The sequence below is a fragment of the Bradyrhizobium sp. HKCCYLR20261 genome, assembly GCF_051168435.1.
GTDB lineage: Bacteria > Pseudomonadota > Alphaproteobacteria > Rhizobiales > Xanthobacteraceae > Bradyrhizobium.
In genome coordinates, this window is record NZ_JBNPUZ010000008.1 from 317048 (window position 1) to 343417 (window position 26370).

A 26370-nucleotide genomic window follows, 5' to 3' on the forward strand; every position below is an offset into this window, starting at 1 on the left:
TCGGAACTCAATCGTACGAATGGTACATGGCAACCATTAACGAACCGGAAACCATAACGGGCGCTCAATCGGGCTATCGTACCACCGGGGTTGTGGCGCGCGGGTCGGTTCCGCACGCCGTCCGACGGAGCTGACGCTTTGGTTCGGTTCGAAAATGTTGGGCTGCGCTATGGACTGGGGCCGGAAATCCTCCGCGACCTCACTTTCCAGATTCCGGCCCATTCCTTTCAATTTCTCACCGGCCCTTCGGGCGCCGGCAAGACGTCGCTGCTCAAGCTCCTGTTTCTGTCGCTGAGGCCGACCCGTGGGTTGGTCAACCTGTTCGGCTATGACATCTCGCTGCTCAGCAAGGAGGAGATCGCCGATCTGCGCAAGCGGATCGGCATCGTGCTGCAGGACTTCCGGCTGCTCGACCACATGACCACCTATGAAAACGTCGCGCTGCCCTTCCGCGTGATGGGGCGCGACGAGTCGAGCTATCGCAAGGAGGTCATCGATCTCCTCAAATGGGTCGGCCTCGGCGAGCGCATGGATGCGCTGCCGCCGATCCTGTCGGGCGGCGAGAAGCAGCGTGCTGCGATCGCGCGCGCCGTCATTTCGCGGCCGCAACTGCTGCTCGCGGACGAGCCGACCGGCAACGTCGATCCGACGCTCGGACGCCGGCTGCTGCGGCTGTTCATCGAGTTGAACCGCTCGGGCACGGCGGTGATCATCGCAACCCACGACATCACGCTGATGGACCAGTACGAGGCCCGCCGGCTGGTGCTGCATCAGGGACGGCTGCACATCTATGAGTAGCGTAGACGATCGCGGCCTTCTGGTCGATCTCGGCGATGACCGCCCGCAGCTGCCGGCGCAGGCCCGCATCGTGTCCCCCATCGTGCCGCGTGCCTCGATCGCCGGCCGCGCCCTGGTTGCGGTGGTGGCGATCATGACCTTCCTGGCCTCGATCACCACCGGCGCGGTGCTGCTGGTCAGCGAGTCCGCGGCCGAATGGCAGTCGGAGGTGGCGAGCGAGATCACGGTGCAGGTGCGCCCGCGGACCGGCCGTGATCTGGAGCGCGACACGGCGCTGGTGACGGAAGCGATGCGGGCGCAGACCGGCATCGTCGAGGTCAGGCCGTTCAGCAAGGACGAGTCGAGCAAGCTGCTGGAGCCGTGGCTCGGCAGCGGCCTGTCGTTCGACGAACTGCCGGTGCCGCGCGTCATCATCGCCCGGGTCCAGCCGGGCACGCCATTCGATCTCGCGGCGCTGCGTACACGGGTTGCGCAGGTCGTGCCGACCGCCAGCGTCGATGATCATCGCGCCTGGATCGAGCGGATGCGGTCGATGACCGGCGCCACGCTGTTCGCCGGCTTCGGCATCCTCCTGCTGGTGATCGCGGCGACCATCATCTCGGTGTCCTTCGCGACCCGCGGCGCCATGGCGGCGAACCGGCCGATCGTCGAGGTGCTGCATTTCGTCGGCGCGGGCGACCGCTACATCGCCAATCATTTCCTGCGTCATTTCCTTCAGCTCGGCCTCGAAGGCGGCGTGATCGGCGGCGGGTTGGCGATGCTCGGCTTCGGCTTCTCGGAGTCGATCGCAAACTGGTTCTCCGGCACGCCGGTCGGGGATCAGTTCGCCGCGCTGCTCGGAACGTTCTCGCTGCGGCCCATCGGTTATGTGGTGATCGCGCTGCAGGCGATCGTAATCGCGGCGGTGACGGGCTGGGCCGCGCGCCGCACCCTGTTCACGACATTGGCGAGCATCGATTGACGGTGGTCTGTCCCCAGCCGTTTGGTTGCGGATTTCACTCCGCCCGAAAACCGCCTAAAATCGTTTGCGCCGGGTGAGGCAGGACAGGGGTGAGCGGGGTCACGAACACGGGCACGGTCGTGCGCCAGGATGGCGGCGAGCGAACGTGATCGGGGGACCGGCGAAACCTGCCAGCGCTCCCGGACTTGAACGACGGGATCGCGCGACGGCATGGCGTCGCGCGCCAGCAGCCAAGGACGATCCAGGCACGGCATGGGGCCAGAGACCGACGATAGCAGACGCAAGCTGCCGCTCTATGTGGTGGCGGGGCGCGCGCTTGCCGGCGCCGTGGCGACGCTGGGACTCGGTTTCTTCGTCGCCGCCGTCGGCTTCGTCGGCTTCCTGTCGCAGCTGCGCGGCGCCGAGATCAAGCCCGAGCGCAAGGCGGACGGCATCGTGGTCTTGACCGGCGGCTCGTCCCGCGTGTCGGACGCGGTGGAACTTCTCGCCGGTGGCTACGGTCGCAGGTTGCTGATCTCCGGCGTTCATCCGACCAATGATGCGAATGATATCACCAGGTCGCTGCCGGAGGCGCGGTCGTTCATCAATTGCTGCGTCGATCTCGACTATTCGGCGATCAATACCCGCAGCAACGCCGCCCAGACGCGGCGCTGGGCCGGCGAGCGCGGCTTCAAGTCGCTGATCGTGGTGACGTCGAACTATCACATGCCGCGCGCCATCGTGGAGCTGTCGCACGCGATGCCGAGCATGGATCTCATTCCCTATGCCGTCGTCGGCGAGAAATGGCGCGACGAGCCGTGGTGGACCAGCGCGCCGACGCTCAGGCTGCTGCTGTCGGAATATGCCAAATATGTCGCCGCAGAGGTGCGGCTGCGACTTGCCGATCTCGGGATCGATCTCGTGCCCGAGGCCGAGCCGCCGACCGGCTCGGTGCCGCGCCGGCCGGCGACGGCGCAAGCCAATTGAACTGGGTTTCTGATGGTCTCGATCTTCCTGCGTTCGCTCCTGTTCAACATCCTGTTCTATCCGAACTTCGTATTCTGGGCGCTGGTCGCGCTGCCGACGCTCGCGATGCCGCGCAAGGCGCTGCTGCGCGTGGCGAACTGGTGGGGCCAGAGCAACATCCTGTTGATGCGTGCCATCTGCAACATCCGCGTCGAGTATCGCGGCGTCGAGAAGATCCCGAAGGGGCCGCTGATCGTCGCCGCCAAGCACCAGTCGATGTGGGAGACGATCTCGCTGCTGCACTTCTTCGACGCGCCGTTCTTCGTGCTGAAGCGCGAGCTGCTGCGGATTCCCTTGTTCGGGCAGTATCTGCTCAAGGCGAACATGATCGCCATCGACCGCAGCTCCGGCGCCCGCGCCTTGAAGCAGGTGATGCGGCGGGCTGCGGAAGAGGTGAAGCACGGCCGGCAGTTCGTGATCTTTCCCGAGGGCACGCGGCGCCCGGCGGGCGCGCCGCCGGACTACAAGGGCGGCGTCGGCCTGATCTACACGGATTGCGGCGTGCCTTGCCTGCCGGTGGCGCTGAACTCGGGTCTGTTCTGGCCGCGCCGCACGTTCCTCCGCTATCCCGGCACGCTGGTGGTGGAGTTTCTCGATCCGCTGCCGCCGGGCCTGCCGCGCGACGAGTTCATGACGCGCCTCCAAACCATGATCGAGGAGGCGACCGGCCGTCTCGTCGCCGCAGGGCAGGTCGAGCAGGCGCAACTGTTCGGCCGCGTGCCGGCCGAAGTGCAGGCTTGATGCGCGTCACGCTGCGCCTCCGGACGGCGGATGCAGCGAGTGGCCGTCGTCGTGCAACATCGTCGCCAGCCGATGCAACTGCGTGTCGCGAAAACCCTGCGCTTCGATCGCGTGCACGGTCGAGATCACGTAGTCGCGATTGGCGCCGGACTGGCCGTGACCCTGGCGGACATGACGCAACTGCTCCTGCAACGACAGCCGGCCGGCATATTGCACATGGCCGCGATCGACCACGTAGACCAGCGCGCTCACCCGCTCGCGCGCGTCGCCTTCGAGCCATACAGAGCGTGTCACCTCGCGGTAGACCGAGGTCACCTGCTCGCGAGCCCGCAAATACGCGATCGTCTCGTCGCGTTTTGTTTCCGCAACCCGGAACGCAATCCCGCGACAGGCCCCGCCGCGATCCAGGCCGAGCACGAGCCCGGGTTTTTCGGGCGTGCCGCGATGGACGAAGGAGTAGACGCACAACGCGCGATGCTCGCCGATCAGCCGTGCCGGCACCTGCTCGACGAAGTCGAAACCGGGACGCCACATCAGCGAGCCATAGCCGAACACCCAGAGGTCACCTTGGGGAAGCTCGCGTGGGGAGAGGGTCATTGCGGACATGACAGCGGACGCCTAAGTGTGGGGCTCGCGAATTGTTAACTTATGTACACAATCCGTGATCGCGGAATCGCCAAAATTGCTGCCCAAAGGGTGTCCTGCATGTCTCGATTGCCACAAGCGCGCCGCAGGCGCCCGCTCTGGGGGCTCTTCATTGCCCCCGTCTTGCTCCTGATCGCCGCCGTCGGCTGGAGCGCCTTCTGGTTCTTCGCTGCTTCGCAGGTCGATGTCCAGGCCGACGCCTGGCGCGCGCGTGAGGCGAAGTCCGGCCGCGTCTATGATTGCGCCAAGCGCTCCGTCGCCGGCTTTCCGTTCCGCCTCGAGGTGCGCTGTTCGGATCCGAGCGTCGCGCTGTTCTCGCAGGCGGCGGGCACACCGTTGATGAACGCCAAGCTCGACGAGATCCTGGTCGTCGCGCAGGTGTGGGACCCGAAGCGGGTCATCGCCGAGTTCAAGGGACCGGCAAAGATCGCCGATGGCCGCGGCCCGGATTCGTTCGTCGTCAATTGGCAGGTCGGCCAGGCCAGCGTCCGCGGCCTCCCCGGACCGCCGCAACGCGCCGACCTCGTGTTCGAACAGCCGACCATCGATCGCATCGAGGGCAACGCCGCCGTACCCACAGCGCGTGCCGACCACGCGGAACTGCATGGCCGGCTGGCCGAGGGCACGCCGTCGGATCATCCGGTGCTGGAAACCGCGCTGCAGATTGCCAACGGCAGCATCCAGGGTGGCCATCCGCTGCTCGCCGAACCCTTCAACACGGACATCCAGGCCCGCGTCACCGGGCTGAAGGATTTCCGCCCCAAACCCTGGCCGGAGCGGTTTCGCGAGATCCAGGCGGCGGGCGGTCATGTCGAGATCGTCCAGTCGCGCATCCAGCAGGGCGAACTACTCGCGGTCGCCTCGGGTACGCTGACCTTGACGGCCAACGGCAACATCGATGGCGAGGTGCAGATGACAGTGGCCGGGATCGAAAAGGTCATCCCGGCGCTCGGCCTCGACAAGATGCTCGAAAACGGCGTGCCGCAGGGGACGCTCGATCGCGTCGCGCCCGGCGTGAAGTCGCAGGACGTCAACAATCTGTTGGGCGCGCTCGATCGCGCCATTCCCGGCCTCGGCAAGGTCGTCAAGCAGAACGCCAATGTCGGCGTCGCGCTCGGCATCAATGCGCTCGGCAAGGAGGCAACGCTCGAGGGACGCAAGGCGCGGACCTTCCCGCTGCGCTTCTCCGATGGCGTCGTCGTGCTCGGTCCGTTCAAGGTCGCCCGCGTTCCTCCGCTGTTCTGATCTCAGGGCTTCTTGAGCTGCGGCAGCGGCCGGCCGAAATCCGGCGCCGCCGAATCCTGGCCGATGTCGACGATGCCGCGGCGGATCGCGCGCGTGCGGGTGAAGTGATCGAACAGCGCCTCGCCATCGCCGCGCCGGATCGCCCGCGTCAGCTTCGACAGATCCTCGGTAAAGGTGCCGAGCATATCGAGCACGGCGTCCTTGTTGCTCAGGAAAATGTCGCGCCACATCGTCGGGTCTGACGCGGCGATGCGGGTGAAGTCGCGGAAGCCGCCGGCGGAGAACTTGATCACCTCGGACTCCGTCACCTGGGCCAGCTCGTCGGCGGTGCCGACGATGGTGTAGGCGATCAGATGCGGCAGATGGCTGGTGATCGCGAGCACGCGGTCATGATGATCCGGCGTCATGATCTCGACCTTGGCCCCCAGCGCCGCCCAGAACGCGCGCAGATGATCGATCGCGCCGGCATCGACGCCGTCGGGCGGCGTCAGGATGCACCAGCGGTTGATGAACAGCTCGGCGAAGCCGGAGTCCGGTCCCGAATTCTCTGTGCCGGCGACCGGATGGGCCGGCACGAAATGAACGTGCGCGGGCAGATGCGGGGCCATGTCGCGGACGATCGCGCCCTTGACCGAGCCGACGTCGGAGACGATGGCGCCGGGCTTGAGATGCGGAGCGATCTCCGCCGCGACCGGGCCGCAAGCGCCGACGGGAATGCAGAGGATGACGAGATCGGCGTCCTTCACGGCTTCAGCATTGCTCTCGACGACACGGTCGACGATGCCGAGCTCGGCGACGCGGGCGCGCGTCTTCTCCGAGCGCGCCGTGGTGATGATCTCGCCGGCGACGCCTTGCAGCTTGGCCGCGCGCGCGATCGAGCCGCCGATCAGGCCGAAGCCGATCAGCGCTACACGTTCGAAATGCCCTTCGACGCTCACGTCGCCCCCATGAAGTCACGAAGCGCATCGATCACGAGACGGTTGGCTTCCTCGGTGCCGATCGTCATGCGCAAGGCGTTCGGCAGCTTGTAGTTGGCGACCGCGCGCAGCACGAGGCCGCGCCGGGTCAGGAATTCGTCCGCCTCGACCGCGGTCTTGCCCGTCTCGGTCGGAAAGTGGATCAGGATGAAATTGGTGACGCTCGGCGTCACCTTGAGCCCGAGCTTGCCGATCTCCTCGGTGAGCCGGTTGCGCCACGTCTCCGTGTGCGTCTTCGACATCTGCTGATGCGCCGTGTCCTCGATCGCCGCGACGGCCGCGAGCATCGCCGGCGCCGACACGTTGAACGGCCCGCGAATGCGGTTGATGGCATCGACGATGTGGGCGGGTCCGAACATCCAGCCGACGCGCAGTGCCGCGAGGCCGTGGATCTTGGAGAAGGTGTGGGTCACCACGGTGTTCTCGGTGGTCGCCACCAGCTCGAGGCCGAACTCATAATCGTTGCGCGAGACGTAGTCGGCATAGGCGGCGTCGAGCACCAGCAGGACATGCGCGGGCAGGCCGGCGCGCAGCCGCCTGACCTCGTCGAACGGGATGTAGGTGCCGGTCGGATTGTTCGGGTTGGCGAGCCAGACGAGCTTGGTGCGTGGCGTCACCGCGGCGAGGATCGCATCGACGTCGGTGCGGTACTCGGTCTCCGCGGCCACGACGTTCTTGGCGCCGCAGGCCATGGTGGCGATCGGATAGACGAGAAAGCCGTGCGCCGTGGAGATCGCCTCATCACCCTCGCGCAGGAACGTGTGCGCCAGGAGATTGAGGATCTCGTCGGAGCCGGCGCCGCAGACGATGCGGTCGGGATCGAGGCCGTAGGTGCGGCCGATCGCTTCGCGCAGCACCCGCGAGGTGCCTTCCGGATAGTCCTCCAGATGCGTGGCCGCGCTCTTGAAGGCCTCGATGGCCTTCGGCGAGGGGCCGAACGGGGTCTCGTTGGCCGACAGCTTGAACACCTTGCGGCCGGGCTCGGGCTTGGGGCTCTTGCCGGGCGTGTAGGGTGCGATGTCGAGAATGCCGGGGTTCGGCACGGGGCGGTTCATCATCAACTCCGGACAATCATCTCGGGCGCAAGGTTGGCCTCAGCTCGGAACCGTATAGCGTTTCGCATGGCCGCCGACGAGCGCCGCCGAGCGCACCGAGGCGCCCGCCGCGATCAGCGCGGCCTTGATGCTGTCGAGGTTCGACGGCGCCTCGATCGACACCAAAAGAGCGGCGCTGTCGAAGGCGGTATCGGGCACCGCGACGACGTCCGCCAGCGGCGACAGCGCCCGCGACACCTGCGCATTCCAGCCGGAGACGCGGATGCTCCAGGTCTCGACCTCCAGCACCAGTGCGTCGTCGGCGACGCGCGACACCGCGAACACCGGCAGCGCGGCCGGATGGTCGGCACGCTCGATGAAGGGCAGCCGCGCGATGATCTTCGGCGCGCCGACAGGCTCGAGCGTGATCCACCATGGCGTATGGCCCGAGGTCGTCGATACCAGCGCCAGATCGCCCTTCGAGCGCGCCACTGCTTCAACCGCGGCCTGGGCGCTGAAATGGGCGACGTAGGGCACGACGAAGCCGAAATGGAACCTCGCGGAGTCACGCATCGCGGACTCGCCGACCGAGACGTCGGCATGCACCGAGAACGGCGCCTGGACATAGGTGAAGGTCGAGACGATCACCCGCCAGATGCCCTCGACGGTGTCCAGCGGCAGGATGCCGCGATGGCGCTGCACCAGGCGGCGCATCATGTCGGCCTCGCGCGCCGGGCGGAACGCCGAGCCGACCTCCTGGGTCTTCTTGACCTTGATCAGCCGGTCGATGATGTCGGCCCGCTGCATCAGCAAGTGGTGCACCTGCTCGTCGATCGCGTCGATCTCCTTGCGCAGATCGGCGAGCGAGGGCGGGGCGGGCGGCGGGTTCGACATGTCCGGATCACTCTGCGCGGGGGGAACGGGTTGCCGTTCTGTCCGATGCGCCGGGCCTGTGCAACAGCAAGTTTACCTTGTGCTGCCTAGGCTTGGCTGGTCTGCAGCCGTGGAAAGCCCGATCGGCGGTCAACCCCAGCTTGCCTTGACGAGGAGCGCCCGCGGGACTAGTTTCTGCTCGTTCCGTGGTCATTTGAGCCGGCCGGCTTGCAGCCACGTTAAAAAACTCGCTAAACAGGCCGGGGACGTTATCGATCCCGGCCGAACCCCAGTTCAGGCCGGGTTTTTCATGGCCTGATATGTCACGTGGTTCGGGAGCCCTTGCCGGAAGGCCGGGGTGAGAGACATGACAGGCCTGACGCCGAAATCCACCTCCGCGCTGCGCAGCGTTGCGCCGGAAGAGCGTTCGCACGAGGTCGACCATCCGAGCTCGCTGGTCGCGCAGTTCGGCGCCGACAAGCCGCTCAAGCTCGATTGCGGCGTCGACCTCTCGCCGTTCCAGATCGCCTACCAGACCTATGGCGAGCTGAACGCCGACAAGTCCAATGCCGTGCTGATCTGCCACGCGCTGACCGGCGACCAGCATGTCGCCAACCGCCATCCGATGACCGGCAAGCCCGGCTGGTGGGAGACCTTGGTCGGCCCCGGACGGCCACTCGATCCCGCGCGCTACTTCATCATCTGCTCGAACGTGATCGGCGGCTGCATGGGCTCGACCGGCCCGGCCTCGCTGAACCCGACGACCGGCAAGGTGTGGGGTCTCGACTTCCCGATCATCACCATTCCCGACATGGTGCGCGCGCAGGCGATGCTGATCGATCATCTCGGCATCGACACCCTGTTCGCCGTGGTCGGCGGCTCGATGGGTGGCATGCAGGCGCTGCAATGGACGGTGGCCTATCCTCACCGCGTGTTCGCGAATCTCGCGATCGCCTGCGCGACGCGGCATTCGGCGCAGAACATCGCCTTCCACGAGCTCGGCCGCCAGGCTGTCATGGCCGATCCGGAATGGGATCACGGCCGCTACGCCGACAAGGCCACGCATCCGCATCGCGGGCTGGCGGTGGCGCGGATGGCGGCGCACATCACCTATCTGTCGGACGCCGCGCTGCATCGCAAGTTCGGCCGCCGCATGCAGGACCGCGAGCTGCCGACCTTCTCGTTCGATGCTGATTTCCAGGTCGAGAGCTATCTGCGCTACCAGGGCTCGTCCTTCGTCGAGCGCTTCGACGCCAACTCCTATCTCTATCTGACGCGGGCGATGGACTATTTCGACATCGCCGCCGACCATGACGGCGTGCTGGCCGCGGCGTTCCGCGGCATCCAGACCCGGTTCTGCGTGGTGTCGTTCACCAGCGACTGGCTGTTTCCGACGTCGGAGTCGCGGGTGCTGGTGCATGCGCTGAACGCGTCGAGCGCGCGGGTGTCGTTCGCGGAGATCGAGACCGACAAGGGGCATGACGCGTTCCTGCTCGACGTGCCCGAATTCTTCGAGATCGCCAGCGCGTTTCTCGACTCGGCCGGCAAGGCGCGCGGCCTCAAGCCTGCGACGGGAGGCTGAGCCATGAGCCTGCAAGGTGTGTTGCCGCTGGACGGCTTTTCCGGCGGTGAGGTGCTGGCCTATCGCCCCGATCATCTGTTGATCGCCGGCATGGTCGAGCGCGGCTCCAAGGTGCTCGACATCGGCTGCGGCGACGGCGATCTGTTGCAACTCTTGGAGAGCCGCGGCATCGACGGCCGCGGCATCGAGCTGTCGCGCGAGGGCGTCAACCATTGCGTCGCCAAGGGGCTCGCGGTGGTGCAGGGCGATGCCGACACCGATCTCGTCGACTATCCCGACGACGCCTTCGACTACGTAATCTTGTCGCAGACCCTGCAGGCGACGCGCCGGCCGAAGGCCGTGCTCGAAAATCTGCTGCGCATCGGCCGCCGCGCCATCGTCACTTTCCCGAATTTCGGCTTCTGGCGGCTGCGCCTGCAACTGCTCGTCGGCGGCCACATGCCGCGCACCGACAATCTGCCCTTCACCTGGTACGACACGCCCAACATTCATTTCTGCACCATCAAGGACTTCGTGCAGCTCTGCGACGAGATCGACGTGAAGATGGAGCGCGCGGTCGCTCTTGATAGTTACGGCCGTCCATTGCGCGTGGCCATGCCCTGGTGGTTCTGGAACATGTTCGGCGAGCAGGGCGTGTTTCTGCTGAGCCGGGGGGAACGGCGGTAGGGGCGCCGTCCGCTGCCCAGCATGCTGTAGACGTTTGTGTCCCGCTCTCTCAACCGTCATGGCCGGGCTTGTCCCGGCCATCCACGTCGTGCGGCACCCTGAGAACCACGTGGATGCCCGGGACGGAGCCCGGGCATGACGAGTAACCCAATTGCGACATGGGACGGAGTGGGTGATGGTCGACCTCTCTCCACCGTCATGGCCGGGCCTGTCCCGGCCATCCGCGTCGTGCGGCATCCTGAGAACCGCGTGGATGCCCGGGACTGCGCCCGGGCATGACGAGCAAATCAGTTGCCATATTGCTCGTGACAATGGCTCGTCGTAGTATCCCGCGATGGCGGGTGGCTACGTGTATTTCATGACCAATCGTCCCAATGGCACGATCTATGTCGGCGTGACCAGCAATCTTGTGCAACGCGTCTATCAGCATCGGTGTGGTCTGATCGACGGCTTCACCAAGCGATATGGCTTGAGGCGGCTGGTCTACTTCGAGATCTTCGACGATATCCAAAGCGCCATCCAGCGCGAGCACAACATCAAGCATTGGTCGCGCGCGTGGAAGGTTGGGCTGATCGTTGCAAGCAACCCCGACTGGAACGATCTCTACGATACGATCGTAATGTAGATCGCGGATGCGGAGCGACGTGGATGGCCGGGACAAGCCCGGCCATGACGAGCTTGGGGTTGGCGTTTTTCACTTTTCAAAGATCCGATGTGGTTGAGACAAGGCATAAACCTCCCGCCGCGCATCCGCGCCCGGGCTCTGCATCAGTCTCGCCTCTGGAAAACGCAGAGGCGCAGGGAAGGCCGGATGCTGGCCGCACCCATGGCCCGCCTGCGAGAAAAAATGCAGGCGGCAGGTACCACAGGTACGAGCCGGGAACACCCAGCCTTCCCTGCGCGATGGTTTGACGGCTGCTTCGCGTTCTCCCTGGTGCGCCGGGCTTTCTGGCCACCATCCCCATGAGAAGCGAAAGCCTCGCCATGAGTTGACATCAGCGTCGGGATGTCAGGACCGCGCGACTTGACCGTGCGCATCGGAATTGTTCGTCCGCGCGAGCGAACTCACGCGCAACCCGACACGCCCACCGCATCCCACCTCAGCGTTCGTGACGACCGCGATACGCCCCTCTTGCAGTGAGGCGGGACGGACGGAAATCTGCAGCTGATTTGCCCGACGAGGCAAGGCTCGACGTTGCGACAAACTAACACGACGGGCAGTTGATGCATGAGATCCATGCGCAAACTGCCCGTCGTGCAATCAGGTGAGTCCACAGGTCTTGGCGCGTGTCACGAGGCCTACAGCAATCCGACCTTGTGCATCATGTCGCGGATCTGGGACGGGGTGGGGTCACCGATCGGCGGGCTCTGCGCGCCGGCCGTGGTCGCCGGCCCCCTCGCAACGGGGCTTGATCCGTTCAGCTTCCCGTTCGGCGCCTGCGGCGGGATCGCCGACGGCGCCGCGCCCTGTGTCAGTCCGAGCAGGCGGCGCAGCACGTCGAGCGACGGATCGGCAGAGGGTGCCGTGGTGACGCTGCTCTCGAGTCCGAGCGCGCGCATCGCGTTCGGCAGGCCGGCGCCCGAACGGTTGGGATCGCCGAACTGCAACGGCGTCGCCGTCTCCTTCAGGATCTGGAACAGCCGCTCCACACGCCGCGCGTCGCGGGTTGCGAACGGCCCCTTGAAGTCGGGATGATGCGCGAGCACCAGCGCGGCGAGGCCGGTGACGTGCGGCGTCGCCATCGAGGTGCCGTCCCACGCGCCGAAGCCGTCCGACGGGAGCGACGACACGATGCCGACGCCCGGCGCGCAGACGTCGATCTCCGGGCCGAAGCAGGAGAACTTCGCCGGGAAATAGCCGTCGCTGCTGCGGAAGCCGTCGAGGGCCTGCTGGGCGTGAAAGCTGTCCTCGGGGAATTCGCCCCACTTTCCCATCGCGGCGACGGACAGGCAGTGCGGCGTCGAGCCGGGAAACTGCACCGGGCCTGATGAGTTGCCTGCGGCGACGATGCAGGCCAGACCCAACTGCTTGGCGCGGAGGATGCGGTCCTCGATGATCTGCGACGGCTCGCCACCACCGAGACTCATATTGGCGACGTCGATGCCATGCTCCATGCAGTAGTCCAGCGCCTCGACGAGATCGCTGAAGCGGCCGCCTGGGAAAATCCGGCAGACGTGGATTTCGGCCGCCGGAGCGAAGCCGCGAATGCCGCCGCCGGATCCGACCGGACCACCGGCGATGATGCCGGCACAATGCGAGCCATGACCGATGGTGTCGACGGTCCAGGCGGCGGGATCGGTACCGACGATGCTCTTCCCGATGGAGACACCGTGCAGATTGCGATGCGTCGGCGCCGTGCCGGAGTCGATGATCGCGATCTTGATGCCCGCACCATTATAGGTGAGGGGCAGACGATCGAGCCCCATGGCGCGCTGGCCCCAGCCCAGGAGCTGCTGGCCGGGGAAGCCGTTCAGATAGGCGCCCAGCGTCTTGGCGGCGATGCGGTTCACGCTGTCGGGCACCAGTTGCGGACGCTCGAGCCAGAACGTCCAGTAATCCACGCGCGGCTTGATCAGGATGGAGCGGATGGTGTCGGGCGTTTCGCCCTGGATCCGGAGCGTGACGCGGCCGCTGCCGTCGGTGACGCCCTGGACCGGCCACACGCTGCCGAACACATACACTTCCGTCTCGGGCAGGGGACCGCTTTCGCCAATCACTTCGATCGTCGTCGAGAACCCGTCGGCGAGCGGAACGAGAACGCCGGGATTGGGCAGCGCATGCGGCGCGGGCATCTGCGGCAGCGTCGGATCGAGCATGTAGGTGAGCGGCACGTCGCGCTCGACGGCAAGCCGCGCACCGGCCTGGCTCTTCAGCAACTCGGCCTTGTCGGGCGCCATGCGGGCGAGCACCATCGGACCGAGCGGCGCCTGTCCGGGGTCGGCGCTCTGAAACCCGAACAGCCGCGGCGGCTGGATCGTCTTCACGACGTCGATCTCGGGACTGCCCGTCAATTGCTGGACGATGAAGTCGGCGCTGAAGGTGCCGAGCCCCATCTGCTGCCGCGGCGCCAGGATGTACTGCGCCCGCCGCTGCGCCACCGTCGCGACCGCCTGGCCCTTCGGTGGCGCAGCGTTGCCGCTGTCCGCTCGAGCCGTGGCTTGGGGGGCAGGGGACGCCTGGGGTGTCACCGCTGCCGCGGCTTGCGCCGGAGCAGCCGTGTCGGCGGCCGGCTGGTCGCCAGTTGCGGGCTGTGCTCCCGTTCCATTGACGGCCATGGCCGCCAGATCCTTCTGATCGGAACTATCAGGTTTGCTTCGTGCGGCCATTTGGGGGCTCCCTCATCCTCGTCACATCGTCGGTGACGCAGCGGCTGTCAGCCGGCGTCAAAGGGTTTCAGCGGAGCATTCGGCTCCACCACGATCGTGCGGAAGGTCGATCGAAGATGATCGGCCTGGGTCTTGGTCATGGAGAGGATGACGACATCGGGCGCGACTTGTCCGACGCGCTTGACGCTCGGCTCGTTGCTGAGATGATCGGCGAGCTGACCGGACTTCACCGGCTCGCCTTGGACGATGAATTCCTGCGGTGCGTTGGGATCCGCCATGTGTCGTTTCCTCCGTGTCAGGTCAGCGGCGGGCGGACGTTGCGTGCGCCCGCCGCTTCGCGCTTCGTCTCCCACGCGCCGATGCCGTGGGCCTCTGCTTCAGATCTGTCGCGCTAGTGCATCGTGCCGGCCTGGCCGTTGCTGAAGGTGCCGAGCGGCTGCCCGAAGGTGGGGGGGCGGTATCCGCCATAGCCGCCCTGTCCCATCTTCTTCAGCACGTTCCAGAAGCCCTGCAGCTCCATGTCGGTCGGCTGGGCCGCGGGAGCGGCTTGCGGACCTGCGCTGAAGATGCCGAGGCTGTGGCCGACATCGAGGCCGGTCTGCACGCCCTGTCCGATCTTCTTCAGCACGCTCCAGAAGCTCTGCAACTCCATGTCGGTCGGCTGTGCCGCAGGAGCGGCTTGCGGACCGGCGCTGAAGATGCCGAGCTTGTGGCCGACATCGAGGCCGGTCTGCGCACCCTGGGCGATCTTCTTCAGCACGCTCCAGAAGCCCTGCAGCTCCATGTCCGTCGGCTGCGACGGAGCGGTCGCCTGCGGGCCGGCGCTGAAGATGCCGAGGTTGTGGCCGACATTGAGACCGGTCTGCACGCCCTGTCCGATCTTCTTCAGCACGCTCCAGAAGCTCTGCAGCTCCATGTCGGTCGGCTGCGCGATGGGAGCCGCCTGCGGACCGGCGCTGAAGATGCCGAGGGTGTGGCCGACATTGAGGCCGGTCTGGACGCCCTGTCCGATCTTCTTGAGCACGCTCCAGAAGCCCTGCAGCTCCATGTCGGTCGGCTGCGCCGCAGCGGCCGCCTGCGGATCGGCGCTGAAGATGCCGAGCTTGTGGCCGACATCGAGACCGGTCTGCGCGCCCTGGGCGATCTTCTTCAGCACGCTCCAGAAGCTCTGCAGCTCCATGTCGGTCGGCTGCGACGGAGCGGCCGCCTGCGGATCGGCGCTGAAGATGCCGAGATTGTGGCCGACGTTGAGCCCGGTCTGGACGCCCTGGCCGATCTTCTTCAGCACGCTCCAGAAGCCCTGCAGTTCCATCTCGGACGGCTGTTCCGTGCCGGGTGCGACCGAGAACGGAAGGAACCCGCCAGCGATGCCGCCCGCGACGCTGCCGATGTTGCCGCCGGTCTTGCCGCCGATCACGCGTCCGATCACCTGGCCGGCGATCTTGCCGAGAACGGAGCCGAAGATGCCTTCGGGATTGAGCTGGCTGAAATCCTCAGTCTGCTGCTGCATGCCACTCATGGTGTGTCTCCTCGCTTGTTGCTTGAGCCCGAGCGGCGCGCTGATTCCGCTTCAGGAACCGATGATGCGCGACGTCGATCGAGACCGAGGGTGCACGTTCAGGCGTGATGCAGGTGTCAAGCGGAGCGTGAATGTGCCGTCAAAATCAGTCGCGCGATGCGCGAGGCCGCACACGATTTCACACGCGCATCATGCGCCTGATCTCGCGCTGCAGGCTTTCGGTTTCGCTCTCGGGCACCGCGCCGACCTGCCGGCGCAGGATGCTGCGGCAAAAGTCATACTGACGCAGCGCATCGGCCCGGCGGCCCTGTTGCGCGTAGCAGCGCATCAAGGTGCGGTGCACGTCCTCCTGCAGCGGATCCGCGGCGAGGACGCGCAGCGAAAAGGTCGTGGCGATCTCGACGTGCTCGCGGCCGCCGACATCGAGCAGGCCGGCGATGGCCCGTGTCGCCTGGATTCGCAATCGCTGGCGTTCGGCCGACAGCCAGGCTTCGAAGGCGCATGAGGTCGGACTGATGCCGTCGAGCAGTTCTCCCCGGAACAGTTCGGCCGCGCGGGCCATCGACTCCAGATCATCCGATCGGAGGAGGTGTTCGAACTCCTGCACGTCGGTGCTGACAGCGTTGGCTGGGACGCGGAGGTCGTCGCGTTCCGTGGCGATGACGGCAGTGCATTGCGGCAGCATCCGCCGCAAGGTCAGCAGCGTCTGCCGCAGATTGGCGCGCGCATTGTCCCCGAAGCGTCCCTCCCAGAGGAGCGCCGCAAGCTTGCCGCGTGAAATGCCGTGCGGAGAGGTGAGGGCGAGATAGCCCAGCAGCGTCGCGGCCTTGCGGCTCGGGATGACGATCTCCTCGCCGGAGAGCTGCCGGATTTCGACACCGCCAAAGAGATTGATACGCAACAGGCCCATTGTCTCTCTCCTCTGAATGGTGACTCGCGTCGATCGGCCTCAGTCCATCAAGTTCGAGCGTCCTCGCGCGATAAGAATGAGCGGCTCTCGGACCAAGCGGGTTCGCACCGTGGTCGCCCAATGGCGAGCCGCCATGTTGATTGTCGTCATCGTCGAAATGAGATTGGCAATGCAGTTATGTCTTGCTGCATCACGCTAGGTTCAATTTTTGATTGCATTGCGGCGGGCGGTTGCATTGCCCGTTCTTGCGGTGTGCACGTCACCATATTGAGGCTACAGATAGACGCCCGCGCGCGGTATGAGATGTGAGCTGGATTACACTTCGCAGCCCGGCGTCACGCCCGCATCCGTGTCGCAGAGGGACATGGCTAACTGACAGGACCGATCGCGATGAAATCCTTCCGCAAGGAACTCTGGTTCCAGACGCCCGGCCGGCGCGCCTTCATCAACATCACCGGAGATGTCGAGGCGGCCTTGAAGGAGAGCGGCGTGCGCGAGGGGCTGGTGCTGGTCAATGCCATGCACATCACCGCGTCGGTCTTCATCAATGACGATGAGAGCGGGCTGCATCACGACTACGAGCAGTGGCTCGAGAAGCTCGCACCGCACGAGCCGGTCTCCGGTTATCGCCACAACCGCACCGGCGAGGACAATGCCGATGCGCATATGAAGCGGCAGGTGATGGGTCGCGAGGTCGTGGTGGCGATCACGCAAGGCAAGCTCGACTTCGGTCCGTGGGAGCAGATCTTCTACGGCGAGTTCGACGGCGGCCGGCGCAAGCGGGCGCTGATCAAGATCATCGGGGAGTAGGGCGATGTCATCAGACCCGGTCGTCATTGCGAGGAGCGCAAGCGACGAAGCAATCCAGGGGCTACGCGTGAGGTCCTTCGGTGTGGCCCCTGGATCGCTTCGCTGCGCTCGCGATGACGGAGGGAGGGCGGCCGCGGCCTCCGCTGTCATGCGTGCGCCGGTGGGCATCCAGCACGCCGCAGCTTCTCGGGGGACCTACAGCAGGCGAGACTAGAACGGCTCGCATGCGGCATTTTCAGACTTTGTCCGGCATAGATACGTGTAAACCCGGCGGTCGCTTCCGGCCTCAATCGTGAAACTCTGCCCATCGATGGCAGTGATATCGCCGAATCTCTCGCCGCCTAAGCGGAGCTCATTGCCGCTGAGCATGTATTCTTCGCTCCAATCCCATGCGTCGTGTGCGTGATAGGTGAGGCCGTCGGCCACACCGTCAGGCCGGAAGCAGATCTTGTGGGACGCCTCCAATCTGGTGCGCTCCACTCTGTTCTTCGTGTCTGTCTTGTAGAGGTTGTATTCCCAACAAGCGCCGATGATCGTGGACGGCTCGGCTGCCTTGGCCGACACCGTCGATGTTGCGATGAGAGCGGCCGCTGCGAGCGCTAAATTGATTTTCGGCATTCATGCTCCCGATGACCGCGGATCGCGCGGCTCCCATCGCCCGGCCGCCACCAGCGCGATGAAACGCTCCACGGCCTCGTTGAACAGCGCCGGCTCCTCCAGGTTCAATACATGCCCCGACTTCGGAAAGACCGCCAGACCCGACGCCGGCAGGTGCCGCTTCAGGAATAGGCTCGGCTCGATGCAGGCGTCGTCCTCGTCGCCGCAGATGATCAGGGCCGGCGTGGTCACGCGGCGGATGGCGTCCGTCATCGTGTAGATCGACGGCCTCGCGCCTTGGAAGCCGCGCATGGTGTTGGCCGAGCCTTTGGCGTCATGGCGGGCCAGGGCGGCGTAGAAGTCGGCGTGGCCGCGCGGGTCCTTGACCAGGAAGGGGATGCGGCCGGGGGCCTCGCGCGTGACCTTGGCGGTCTCGGCTGAGCCAAGCGTCTCGAACTGCTCGGCGGTGGCACGGCACTGCGCGCGGAAGGCGTCGAGCTGCGCGAGGTCCGAACCGGAGCCGACCCCAGCCAGCACCATGGAGCGGATGCGATCCGGCGCGTTCAGCGCCACCTGCAGCGACGAATAGGAGCCCATCGACAGGCCGACGAAGTGCGCGCTGTCAAGGCCGAGGTGATCGAGCACGGCCAGCGCGTCGGTATGGAAATGCACGTAGCTGTAGACGTCGGGCGACGCCGGCACGTCCGAGGGCGTATAGCCGCGGGCAGAGTAGGCGATGCAGCGGTGGCGGCGCGCGAAGAAGCGCAGCTGCGGCTCCCAATTGGTGTGGTCGGCTGCGAACTCATGCAGGAAGATGAGCGGCGTGCCGGCGCCGACCTCTTCAAAATACAGGCGAACGCCGTCTCTCGCCGTGGCGTAGGGCATCGTCAGCTCCTCCCGTGTCGCGTGCCCGATCATGACTGATCGCGCTGTGCGCGACAACGCAGCGTGTCCTGGTGCGATTTTGGCCGCACAATAAGCGCGGAATCACCCTCTCGTCGCCACTTTTTCGCCATCCATGGTCATGGTTTCGTCACATCCCGACTTTTTACGGACCCCGCTGGCGGCTCGAACGGAGCCGGGCTGAGGACACGGGGGTGCAGGTCAGGGGGCCAAAGTCAGGTCCTCGGGGGAAGTAACAGAAGGAACGAGTATGGTTGTGTCTACCCTTCGCCGGTCGCTTCACGTCGTTGCGCTCACCATGGGAGCGGCTGTGATTGCCGCCACTGCAACACCGGCTCAAGCCCGTCCGCATCACGGCTCGGGGCATCACGCCCACCGCAGCCATGGCGGGCATCACTACACGAAACATCATCACCGTCGTACGGCCCGGATGTCGCGCTGGGAGCGCGGCGTAGCGCGGATGCAGGTCACCGGCGTCGCCGATGCGCACGCCAGCCTGATGATGCCGGGAACGGCGTCCGAGGGCATGGGCATGTCCGGCGGTTTCGGCGGCGGCAGCAGCGTCGTCTCGGCGGCGCGCAGCTACATCGGCGGCGGCAATCCGACGGGACGGCGCAGCCTGTGGTGCGCGCGCTTCATGAACATGGTGCTGGAGCGCACCGGCCATCGCGGCACCGGCTCGGACATGGCGCGCTCGTTCGCGAGCTATGGCCAGCGCGTCTCCGGCCCGCAGGTCGGCGCCATCGCCGTGATGAGCCGCCGCGGCGGCGGTCACGTCGGCGTCGTCTCGGGCGTCGATGCCCAGGGCAATCCGATCGTCATCTCCGGCAACAACGGCAACCGCGTCCGCGAGACGGCGGTCTCGCGTGGCCGCGTGTACGCGTATGTGATGCCGAACTGATTAGTTCGCTCAACTCGGACTGATGAGCTGCGCCGTCGCGGCTTGCTCGGTCAGCGCCTCCCCCGCGTGCGGGGGAGGTCGTATCGCATCGAAGATGCGATGCGGCTGGGGGCCTCTCTCTCCCCGCGACGACTTCCCGTGGGGCGCCCCCACCCCAGCCCTCCCCCGCAAGCGGGAGAGGGGGCGCACTGTCGGCGTGGTGAGATATCGGGTCCAACGATTCGGCAATGTCGTCATTGCGAGCGAAGCGAAGCAATCCAGAGTGCCGCCCACGATTCTGGATTGCTTCGTCGCCTGCGGCTCCTCGCAATGACGCGCGGAAAAATCTGAACTCACACCAGCCGCGGCTGCTCGACCGCGAGCTCATCGCCGACCGCGATGTCGCCGGCTTCGATGACCTCGGCGTAGATGCCGCATTCGTTGTTGCCGCGGGCCTGCATCAGCGCGGGCGGGATGTCGAGGTCGCGCGCGGCGGTGTCGGGATCGACGTTGACGGCGGCGCAGCGGGTGGTGGTCTTGACCACCTTCAGCCGCGCCGAACCGATCCGCAGGGTCTCGCCGAGCAGCGTGGCCTCGTGCCAGGCCGGCCAGCCGGTGACGTAGATGTTGGCGCGGAAGCGCAGCGGATGCACGGTCGCGCTGACCAGCTTTTCGATCTCGGTGACGGAGGCGAGGTTGATGATCGAGACGACCTTGCGCGCCAGATCGGTGAAGGCGTAGCCGCCGCCGGACAGCAGCCTGGCCGGGCCGCGCAGCTCATCGGCGAACTCGCGCGCGAAGAACGCCTCGATGGCGGCCCGTCCTTCGGCGCTTTCGAGATCGGCTTGCGCGACGATCGCGCCGTCCTTGCGGATGGTGAGGATGTTGGTCGCGTCCTCGAAATGGGTCTTGAACCCCGCCAGGCGCTCGTTCCGCATCAGCATCAGATAGGCCGTCTTCGGCTTCCACACCGGCGCCGCCGGATCGAAGCCGGTCGGGCCGTTCTCCAGCGCGTAGCGCCGGTCGGCCGGCAGGGTCTCGCCGACCCGCAAGGGCGCCGCCTGGAGCGGTTCCGGGGTAAGGCCCTTGACCGGGTAGCGGTACAGGCCGGTGATGCGCGCGGAAGGGATCTGGGTCATGCCGCCTCATAGGAGATTCCTTACCTGCCGGCCAGGGCACACGAATTTGTGAAACGACCTCTTCCGTTTTCAGCAGGCCTTCCCACATTTCGTGTCAAGCCGGGCCACAGGCCGGCGACGTCACGGGTTGCGGCGTTGACGGACGTCAACGTGTGCCCATCGAAACCCAATGAAGATGCTGGAACCGTGCCTTCGGGGCGTCACAGCAGGCTGAGGGAAACATCATGAATATCGACAAATATACCGAGCGCGCGCGGGGCTTCATTCAATCGGCGCAGTCGCTGGCGGTGCGCGACGGACACCAGCAGTTCTCGCCGCTGCATCTCCTGAAAGTCCTGCTCGACGATGGCGAAGGCCTCGCAGGCGGTCTGATCGATCGGGCCGGCGGCAATTCGCGCGCGATCCTGAAAGCGACCGAAGACGCGCTCGGCAAGATGCCGAAAGTGTCGGGCAGCGGCGCCGGGCAGATCTATCTGTCGCCCGAACTGGCGCGCGCCTTCGACGCGGCGGAGAAGGCGGCCGAGAAAGCCGGCGACAGCTTCGTCACGGTGGAGCGGCTGCTGCTCGGGCTCGCGCTCGACAAGAACAGCGAGACCGGAAGCATTCTCGCCAAGGGCGGCGTCACCGCGCAGAATCTCAACGCGGCGATCGAGAGCTTGCGCAAGGGGCGCACGGCCGACTCGGCGACTGCCGAGAACGCCTATGATGCGCTGAAGAAATATGCCCGCGACCTGACCCAGGCGGCGCGCGACGGCAAGCTCGATCCGGTGATCGGCCGCGACGAGGAGATCCGGCGTACGATTCAAGTGCTATCACGGCGCACCAAGAACAATCCCGTGCTGATCGGCGAGCCCGGCGTCGGCAAGACCGCGATCGTCGAGGGCCTCGCCCTGCGCATCGTCAATGGCGACGTGCCGGAGAGCCTGAAGGACAAGCGGCTGCTGTCGCTCGATCTCGGCGCGCTGATCGCCGGCGCCAAATATCGCGGCGAGTTCGAGGAGCGGCTGAAGGCCGTGCTGCAGGAGGTCACGGCCGCTGAAGGCACCTTCGTGCTGTTCATCGACGAGATGCACACCCTGATCGGCGCCGGCAAGGCCGATGGCGCGATGGATGCGTCGAACCTGCTGAAGCCTGCGCTCGCCCGCGGCGAGCTGCACTGCATCGGCGCGACCACGCTCGACGAGTACCAGAAGCATGTCGAGAAGGACGCCGCGCTCGCCCGCCGGTTCCAGCCCGTCTACGTCACCGAGCCCACGGTCGAGGACACGATCTCGATCCTGCGCGGGCTGAAGGACAAATACGAGCAGCATCACGGCGTGCGCATCACCGACTCCGCGCTGGTGGCCTCCGCCACGCTGTCGAACCGCTACATCACCGACCGCTTCCTCCCCGACAAGGCCATCGACCTGATGGACGAGGCGGCGGCGCGGCTGAAGATGCAGGTCGACTCGAAGCCCGAGGAGCTCGACTCGCTCGACCGCGAGATCATCCGGCTCAAGATCGAGCAGGAGGCCTTGAAGAAGGAGAGCGATCTCGGCTCCAAGACGAGGCTGCAGGCGCTGGAGAAGGAGCTTGCCGATCTCGAGGAGAAGTCGGCGTCGCTGACCGCGAAGTGGAGCGCCGAGAAGGACAAGCTGTCGAACGCGCAGAAGCTCAAGAGCGAGCTGGACGCGCTTCGCATCGAGCTCGCCAATGCGCAGCGCCGCGGCGAGTACCAGAAGGCGGGCGAGCTGGCCTATGGCCGCATCCCCGAGCTGGAGAAGCGGCTGGCCGACATCGAGGCCAAGGAGAATGCCGGCGAGATGATGGAGGAGGCGGTCACCGCCAACCACATCGCGCAGGTGGTCTCGCGCTGGACCGGCGTTCCCGTCGACAAGATGCTCGAGGGCGAGAAGGACAAGCTGCTGCGGATGGAGGAGAGCCTCGGCAAGAGGGTCATCGGTCAGTTTGAGGCCGTGCATGCGGTCGCGACCGCCGTCCGTCGCTCGCGCGCCGGCCTGCAGGACCCGCACCGGCCGATGGGCTCGTTCATGTTCCTAGGCCCGACCGGCGTCGGCAAGACCGAGCTGACGAAAGCGCTCGCCGGCTATCTGTTCGACGACGAGACCGCGATGGTTCGCCTCGACATGTCCGAGTACATGGAGAAGCACTCGGTGTCGCGGCTGATCGGTGCGCCTCCCGGCTATGTCGGCTATGACGAGGGCGGGGCGCTGACCGAGGCCGTGCGGCGCCGGCCGTATCAGGTCGTGCTGTTCGACGAGATCGAGAAGGCGCATCCGGATGTGTTCAACGTGCTCTTGCAGGTGCTCGACGACGGCCGCCTGACCGATGGTCAGGGCCGCACCGTCGACTTCCGCAACACGCTGATCATCATGACCTCGAATCTCGGCTCCGAGTTCCTGGTCAATCAGCCGGAGGGCGAGGATACGTCTGAGGTGCGCGAACTGGTGATGGGCACGGTGCGCGGGCATTTCCGGCCCGAGTTCCTCAACCGCGTCGACGAGATCATCCTGTTCCACCGCTTGCAGAAGAGCGAGATGGGCCGGATCGTCGAGATCCAGTTCGCTCGTCTCCAGAAGCTCTTGGAGGATCGCAAGATCACGCTGTCGCTGGACGATGATGCCCGCGACTGGCTCGCCGCCAAGGGCTGGGATCCGGCCTATGGCGCGCGTCCGCTGAAGCGGGTGATCCAGCGCAGCGTGCAGGATCCGCTCGCCGAGATGATTCTCGCCGGCGACATCAAGGATGGCGACAAGGTCGCCATCTCCTCGGAAGGCAATGTGCTGACCTTCAACGGCCGCGCGCATCGCACCGCGGAGATCGCGACGTTCGAGGCTCCGATCCCGAAGCGCAAGCTGAACTGAGCCCGGCGATCGGCCGCACTCAGACGGCCAGCATTGAAACGGCAACGGCCCGCGCTCAGCGCGGGCCGTTTGCGTTCGGGGCCGACCGGGGAGCGAGGCTACCGGTTGACCTGGATCGGTCCGGCATCGGAGATGCGCGAGGCGCCGGCGCCGCGGGTGGTCATCATCTGGTCGACGCGGTCGCGCTCCTTTTCGAAGGAGGCCATGATCTGGCCCTCGAGCGAGCGGCCGCGCGGCAGCTTCACGCGCATCGGGTCGACGAAGCGGCCGTTGACCAGGATTTCGTAGTGCACGTGCGGGCCGGTCGACATGCCGGTCGAGCCGACGAAGCCGATCACCTGGCCCTGGCGCACGCGCTTGCCGGGCTCCATGCCCTTGGCGAACGCGGACAGATGGCCGTAGGCCGTCTCGTAGCCGTTGTTGTGCTTGATGCGGATATACTTGCCGTAGCCGCCTTCGGTGCCGACCTTCTCGAGCACGCCGTTGCCGGAGGCGAAAATCGGCGTGCCGTAGGCGGTGGCCCAGTCGACGCCGGTGTGCATCTTCACATAGCCGAGGATCGGGTGGCGGCGGCCGCCGAAGCCGGAGCGCATGATCGCGTTGTTGACGGGCTTGCGGACCAGGAACTTCTTCGCGCTCTTGCCGGTCTCGTCGTAATAGTCGACGACGCTGTCGTCGGGCGTCTGGAACCGGTAGTATTTCTTGGTCTCGCCGCCGACCGTGAGCGAGGCGAACAGCACCTCGGTCTTGTCGTTGTTGCCCGGCTTGTCGTCGTCGTCGCCCGCATAGAACACGTCGAACGAGTCGCCCGGCTGCACCTTGCGCTGGAAGTCGACGTCGTAGGAATAGATCCGGATCATGTCCTCGATGACTGGCGCCGGCACCTTATTGCGCATCGCCGTCTCGTAGATGCTCTGGTAGAGGCGGACGCCGGTGCCGTCATCCTCGTCGTCATTGGTATTGTCGGCGGTCTCGGTGACCGTATTCATGCTCTGCACGTCGACGGCGACGTAGCGGCCGAGGTCGGACAGCGCCGCGACGGCTTCGATCATGGTGTCGTTGGCGACGACGACGCGGACCGGCTGCAGGCGGGCGCCGGGGGCAGGGCTGGTCGGCGCCATCAGGATGCGCAGCTTCTCGCCTTCCTTCAGCCCGCCGTCACGGCCGCGGGCGCCGAGCTGAGCGGCGATCGCCTTGGCCTCGTCGGGCGTGGCGCCCTGGTCGCGCAGAATCGTCGCGACCGTATCGCCCTTTTTCACCAGATGGACGCGCTCGCCGAGCGGATTGCCGCCGGTGATCTGGTCCTTGGTCTTGGGCAGCAGGGTCACGTTTTCCGGAACCACCCGCGTCTCGAACCCGGCATAGGGGTCCGGCGCGCTGCCGTCGCTGGCGTAGGACAGCTTGATATCGCCGCCCTGCACGGCGCCGGAGACATCGGCCGCGGCGTTGGCGAGCGAGGCATAGCGGACGCCGCCGGTGTTGCCGCGCCAGTTGGCCGCATCGCGCACGCGCATGACGATCTCGTCGAGCGCCACCGAGGCCGCGATCTTGGCCTTCGGCAGCACGGTCGCGAGGTCCTTGGTGACGAATGACACTTCGGCGTCGGGCTCGACCGCCTCGGGATTGTTGGGATCCTCGCCGGAGCCGGTCTTGTCGTTGTCGGTGTCGCTGAGCAGGCGCTGCGCGTTGAACGGAGGAATCTTCGCCGACAGATCGCTCGTGGTCATCGAGAGGTTGCCGGAGATCCGTACATAGGGACGGACCCGGATCACCTCGCGCGTCCCCGCGCGGGTCACGGTGGAGATACGCACGACGTTGCGGGCGGCGGCCGCTTCGCTCGGCGGCGGCAGGCGATCGCTCTTGCGCAGGGTGGCGACGCGATCATTGGCGCCGAACGCGCCGCGCAACGCGCTCTCCACCCGCTCGGGCATGCGCGCGAAGGTCATCTCGCCGTCGAGCGACGCAAAAACGGCGCCGCCGATGAGAGCCGCGCCGCACAGACCCGTCAGAATCGTGCCGGAAAACCATTGGACGGAGACGCGACGGCGATCGATCACCGCGGCTTCGGAGCCATCGACCGATAGCGGCGGCTCATGACCGAGATCGATCATGCCGACCTCGCGTCCATACCCCCCGCGTGACGTCCGATGGTTCAACCTCAGTCCCCCAAGTTCAAAGTCAGCACCGAGATCACTCAGCTGCCGGTTGGCGTAGCGTTAGCGTCTAAGACAAACGGCTCGGAATGATGGCGCGTCTCTGACGGTTCGAGGCTCTTGGGTGTCGAACCCTGCAAACCGCCAACCGCTGTTGTTCTTCAGGATCTCTCGATGTCGTCTCGGTCGTCTGAATCGGGCGAAGGGCTCGCCAATTCCTTGATCTGGATCATCCGTGAGCCGATGGCGCTCCCCGCTGGAGCCAAATCAGCTCAGGTCGATGCTTAACAAATCGTCGCAGGATTGTGGCCCAAGTGGGGCACGATGTCCGCAAGAAATCGGGCATCCGGGTGGCTACGGAAAAAAATCACCCGATGCGACGATTTCATGAAATTGGTCGTTGACACCCCGATCGGCTCCCCCTATACACCCGATCACTGAGCGCGGCGCCGCTTCGGGACACACCGAGGCGAGCATTCGCGCCAATACTGCTCCTCACTTCGTTGAGTGGTGCACAACCGGTAGAACCCGGTTGCCCATCGCCGTCGAATAAGGTTGCGGAACCCCTCCAAGAGAGGGTGGGACTGAGGTCCCGGGCTGTTTGACAAGTGAAGATGAAGAAAGAGAAACGTGGACGGCGGAGTCCTTGCGGGTCTCGGGATTGAGGGCTTCGGCTTTTGGTTCTGAGATCGGACGAGAAGACTTCGGCGGACAATGTTTCAAAGGTAACACCATGGTCTT

The 26370-nt window shown here is 65.9% G+C and carries 23 protein-coding genes and 1 riboswitch; of the genes, 11 read left to right on the forward strand and 12 right to left on the reverse strand.

The genetic code is table 11. The features are described from left to right. Positions 1-138 precede the first annotated feature (138 nt). The 4 genes from ftsE (at position 139) to ACQR1L_RS21245 (ending at position 3505) form a co-directional block, all read left to right on the forward strand. Positions 139-798: a cell division ATP-binding protein FtsE gene (gene ftsE, locus ACQR1L_RS21230; RefSeq protein ID WP_008962119.1), complete on the forward strand. Its 660-nt coding sequence runs from the start codon at positions 139-141 to the stop codon at positions 796-798. Then, positions 791-1759 (forward strand): cell division protein FtsX, encoded by a 969-nt coding sequence (locus ACQR1L_RS21235; RefSeq protein ID WP_434859861.1) that lies wholly within the window; start codon positions 791-793, stop codon positions 1757-1759. The genes ftsE and ACQR1L_RS21235 overlap by 8 nt, the downstream gene beginning before the upstream one ends. Positions 1760-2011: 252 nt before the next feature. Next, positions 2012-2725 carry a YdcF family protein gene (locus ACQR1L_RS21240; protein ID WP_434859862.1) on the forward strand — a complete coding sequence of 238 codons (714 nt, stop codon included), beginning with the start codon at positions 2012-2014 and terminating at the stop codon, positions 2723-2725. 12 nt (positions 2726-2737) lie between these two features. Further along, positions 2738-3505: a lysophospholipid acyltransferase family protein gene (locus ACQR1L_RS21245; protein WP_434859863.1), complete on the forward strand. Its 768-nt coding sequence runs from the start codon at positions 2738-2740 to the stop codon at positions 3503-3505. A 6-nt stretch (positions 3506-3511) separates the two neighbouring features. On the opposite strand, the gene ACQR1L_RS21250 is transcribed toward ACQR1L_RS21245, so the two are convergent. After that, positions 3512-4111 (reverse strand): gamma-glutamylcyclotransferase, encoded by a 600-nt coding sequence (locus tag ACQR1L_RS21250; RefSeq protein ID WP_434859864.1) that lies wholly within the window; start codon positions 4109-4111, stop codon positions 3512-3514. Between the two features lie 99 nt (positions 4112-4210). On the opposite strand from ACQR1L_RS21250, the gene ACQR1L_RS21255 reads away from it, so the two are divergent. Then, a complete protein-coding gene (locus tag ACQR1L_RS21255) occupies positions 4211-5395 on the forward strand; it encodes a DUF2125 domain-containing protein (protein ID WP_434859865.1) in 1185 nt (394 codons plus the stop codon). 2 nt (positions 5396-5397) lie between these two features. Here the strand turns inward: ACQR1L_RS21255 and ACQR1L_RS21260 are convergent, their stop codons facing one another. From ACQR1L_RS21260 to ACQR1L_RS21270, 3 genes are read right to left on the reverse strand one after another with little or no spacing between them, the layout of a single operon-like run. Next, complete coding sequence (locus tag ACQR1L_RS21260) at positions 5398-6333, reverse strand: prephenate/arogenate dehydrogenase family protein (RefSeq protein WP_434859866.1); 936 nt, start codon at positions 6331-6333, stop codon at positions 5398-5400. Next, a complete protein-coding gene (gene hisC / locus ACQR1L_RS21265) occupies positions 6330-7427 on the reverse strand; it encodes a histidinol-phosphate transaminase (RefSeq protein ID WP_434859867.1) in 1098 nt (365 codons plus the stop codon). The genes ACQR1L_RS21260 and hisC overlap by 4 nt, the downstream gene beginning before the upstream one ends. Before the next feature lie 39 nt (positions 7428-7466). Beyond that, positions 7467-8300, reverse strand: coding sequence for a chorismate mutase (locus tag ACQR1L_RS21270; RefSeq protein WP_434859868.1), 834 nt, complete (start codon positions 8298-8300; stop codon positions 7467-7469). 175 nt (positions 8301-8475) lie between these two features. Beyond that, a riboswitch (SAM riboswitch) is annotated at positions 8476-8555 on the forward strand. A gap of 91 nt (positions 8556-8646) precedes the next feature. Here ACQR1L_RS21270 and metX point away from each other — a divergent pair. The 3 genes from metX (at position 8647) to ACQR1L_RS21285 (ending at position 11152) form a co-directional block, all read left to right on the forward strand. Beyond that, entirely contained in the window at positions 8647-9861 is a 1215-nt protein-coding gene (gene metX, locus ACQR1L_RS21275) for a homoserine O-acetyltransferase MetX (RefSeq protein WP_434859869.1), read from the forward strand. A gap of 3 nt (positions 9862-9864) precedes the next feature. Further along, entirely contained in the window at positions 9865-10527 is a 663-nt protein-coding gene (metW, locus tag ACQR1L_RS21280; RefSeq protein ID WP_434859870.1) for a methionine biosynthesis protein MetW, read from the forward strand. Between the two features lie 334 nt (positions 10528-10861). Further along, positions 10862-11152: a GIY-YIG nuclease family protein gene (locus tag ACQR1L_RS21285; RefSeq protein ID WP_434859871.1), complete on the forward strand. Its 291-nt coding sequence runs from the start codon at positions 10862-10864 to the stop codon at positions 11150-11152. A 674-nt stretch (positions 11153-11826) separates the two neighbouring features. Here ACQR1L_RS21285 and ACQR1L_RS21290 read toward each other — a convergent pair. From ACQR1L_RS21290 to ACQR1L_RS21305, 4 genes are all read right to left on the reverse strand, one after another. After that, on the reverse strand, positions 11827-13803 hold the full coding sequence (locus tag ACQR1L_RS21290; protein WP_434859872.1) for a S8 family peptidase: 1977 nt from the start codon (positions 13801-13803) through the stop codon (positions 11827-11829). A gap of 98 nt (positions 13804-13901) precedes the next feature. Then, complete coding sequence (locus ACQR1L_RS21295) at positions 13902-14132, reverse strand: hypothetical protein (RefSeq protein ID WP_434859873.1); 231 nt, start codon at positions 14130-14132, stop codon at positions 13902-13904. 113 nt (positions 14133-14245) lie between these two features. Then, the gene (locus tag ACQR1L_RS21300; protein WP_434859874.1) at positions 14246-15373 is read right to left on the reverse strand and encodes a hypothetical protein; all 1128 of its coding nucleotides are present in this window, start codon (positions 15371-15373) and stop codon (positions 14246-14248) included. Positions 15374-15551: 178 nt separating this feature from the next. Further along, positions 15552-16283 (reverse strand): AfsR/SARP family transcriptional regulator, encoded by a 732-nt coding sequence (locus ACQR1L_RS21305; protein ID WP_434859875.1) that lies wholly within the window; start codon positions 16281-16283, stop codon positions 15552-15554. Positions 16284-16673: 390 nt separating this feature from the next. Between ACQR1L_RS21305 and ACQR1L_RS21310 the strand changes: the two genes are divergently transcribed. Beyond that, entirely contained in the window at positions 16674-17093 is a 420-nt protein-coding gene (locus tag ACQR1L_RS21310) for a secondary thiamine-phosphate synthase enzyme YjbQ (RefSeq protein WP_434859876.1), read from the forward strand. Between the two features lie 210 nt (positions 17094-17303). Here the strand turns inward: ACQR1L_RS21310 and ACQR1L_RS21315 are convergent, their stop codons facing one another. Then, positions 17304-17711, reverse strand: a complete 408-nt coding sequence (locus tag ACQR1L_RS21315) for a hypothetical protein (protein WP_434859877.1) — start codon at positions 17709-17711, stop codon at positions 17304-17306. After that, positions 17712-18575: an alpha/beta fold hydrolase gene (locus ACQR1L_RS21320; protein WP_434859878.1), complete on the reverse strand. Its 864-nt coding sequence runs from the start codon at positions 18573-18575 to the stop codon at positions 17712-17714. Positions 18576-18843: 268 nt separating this feature from the next. Between ACQR1L_RS21320 and ACQR1L_RS21325 the strand changes: the two genes are divergently transcribed. Next, the gene (locus ACQR1L_RS21325; RefSeq protein ID WP_434859879.1) at positions 18844-19494 is read left to right on the forward strand and encodes a TIGR02594 family protein; all 651 of its coding nucleotides are present in this window, start codon (positions 18844-18846) and stop codon (positions 19492-19494) included. Between the two features lie 332 nt (positions 19495-19826). On the opposite strand, the gene ACQR1L_RS21330 is transcribed toward ACQR1L_RS21325, so the two are convergent. After that, positions 19827-20612, reverse strand: a complete 786-nt coding sequence (locus ACQR1L_RS21330; RefSeq protein WP_434859880.1) for an MOSC domain-containing protein — start codon at positions 20610-20612, stop codon at positions 19827-19829. A gap of 224 nt (positions 20613-20836) precedes the next feature. On the opposite strand from ACQR1L_RS21330, the gene clpB reads away from it, so the two are divergent. Next, positions 20837-23476 (forward strand): ATP-dependent chaperone ClpB, encoded by a 2640-nt coding sequence (gene clpB / locus ACQR1L_RS21335; protein WP_434859881.1) that lies wholly within the window; start codon positions 20837-20839, stop codon positions 23474-23476. A gap of 98 nt (positions 23477-23574) precedes the next feature. Here the strand turns inward: clpB and ACQR1L_RS21340 are convergent, their stop codons facing one another. Beyond that, the gene (locus tag ACQR1L_RS21340; RefSeq protein ID WP_434859882.1) at positions 23575-25632 is read right to left on the reverse strand and encodes a peptidoglycan DD-metalloendopeptidase family protein; all 2058 of its coding nucleotides are present in this window, start codon (positions 25630-25632) and stop codon (positions 23575-23577) included. Between the last annotated feature and the right edge of the window lie 738 nt (positions 25633-26370).

What these genes read in the sequence shown, in the direction of transcription:
- ACQR1L_RS21235 (WP_434859861.1), top strand. Translation starts at nt 791, where the DNA reads ATGAGTAGCGTAGACGATCGCGGCCTTCTGGTCGATCTCGGCGATGAC.
- ACQR1L_RS21240 (WP_434859862.1), top strand. Translation starts at nt 2,012, where the DNA reads ATGGGGCCAGAGACCGACGATAGCAGACGCAAGCTGCCGCTCTATGTG.
- ACQR1L_RS21245 (WP_434859863.1), top strand. Translation starts at nt 2,738, where the DNA reads ATGGTCTCGATCTTCCTGCGTTCGCTCCTGTTCAACATCCTGTTCTAT.
- ACQR1L_RS21250 (WP_434859864.1), bottom strand. Translation starts at nt 4,111, where the DNA reads ATGTCCGCAATGACCCTCTCCCCACGCGAGCTTCCCCAAGGTGACCTC.
- ACQR1L_RS21255 (WP_434859865.1), top strand. Translation starts at nt 4,211, where the DNA reads ATGTCTCGATTGCCACAAGCGCGCCGCAGGCGCCCGCTCTGGGGGCTC.
- hisC (WP_434859867.1), bottom strand. Translation starts at nt 7,427, where the DNA reads ATGAACCGCCCCGTGCCGAACCCCGGCATTCTCGACATCGCACCCTAC.
- ACQR1L_RS21270 (WP_434859868.1), bottom strand. Translation starts at nt 8,300, where the DNA reads ATGTCGAACCCGCCGCCCGCCCCGCCCTCGCTCGCCGATCTGCGCAAG.
- metX (WP_434859869.1), top strand. Translation starts at nt 8,647, where the DNA reads ATGACAGGCCTGACGCCGAAATCCACCTCCGCGCTGCGCAGCGTTGCG.
- metW (WP_434859870.1), top strand. Translation starts at nt 9,865, where the DNA reads ATGAGCCTGCAAGGTGTGTTGCCGCTGGACGGCTTTTCCGGCGGTGAG.
- ACQR1L_RS21285 (WP_434859871.1), top strand. Translation starts at nt 10,862, where the DNA reads ATGGCGGGTGGCTACGTGTATTTCATGACCAATCGTCCCAATGGCACG.
- ACQR1L_RS21290 (WP_434859872.1), bottom strand. Translation starts at nt 13,803, where the DNA reads ATGGCCGTCAATGGAACGGGAGCACAGCCCGCAACTGGCGACCAGCCG.
- ACQR1L_RS21295 (WP_434859873.1), bottom strand. Translation starts at nt 14,132, where the DNA reads ATGGCGGATCCCAACGCACCGCAGGAATTCATCGTCCAAGGCGAGCCG.
- ACQR1L_RS21300 (WP_434859874.1), bottom strand. Translation starts at nt 15,373, where the DNA reads ATGAGTGGCATGCAGCAGCAGACTGAGGATTTCAGCCAGCTCAATCCC.
- ACQR1L_RS21305 (WP_434859875.1), bottom strand. Translation starts at nt 16,283, where the DNA reads ATGGGCCTGTTGCGTATCAATCTCTTTGGCGGTGTCGAAATCCGGCAG.
- ACQR1L_RS21310 (WP_434859876.1), top strand. Translation starts at nt 16,674, where the DNA reads ATGAAATCCTTCCGCAAGGAACTCTGGTTCCAGACGCCCGGCCGGCGC.
- ACQR1L_RS21315 (WP_434859877.1), bottom strand. Translation starts at nt 17,711, where the DNA reads ATGCCGAAAATCAATTTAGCGCTCGCAGCGGCCGCTCTCATCGCAACA.
- ACQR1L_RS21320 (WP_434859878.1), bottom strand. Translation starts at nt 18,575, where the DNA reads ATGCCCTACGCCACGGCGAGAGACGGCGTTCGCCTGTATTTTGAAGAG.
- ACQR1L_RS21325 (WP_434859879.1), top strand. Translation starts at nt 18,844, where the DNA reads ATGGTTGTGTCTACCCTTCGCCGGTCGCTTCACGTCGTTGCGCTCACC.
- ACQR1L_RS21330 (WP_434859880.1), bottom strand. Translation starts at nt 20,612, where the DNA reads ATGACCCAGATCCCTTCCGCGCGCATCACCGGCCTGTACCGCTACCCG.
- clpB (WP_434859881.1), top strand. Translation starts at nt 20,837, where the DNA reads ATGAATATCGACAAATATACCGAGCGCGCGCGGGGCTTCATTCAATCG.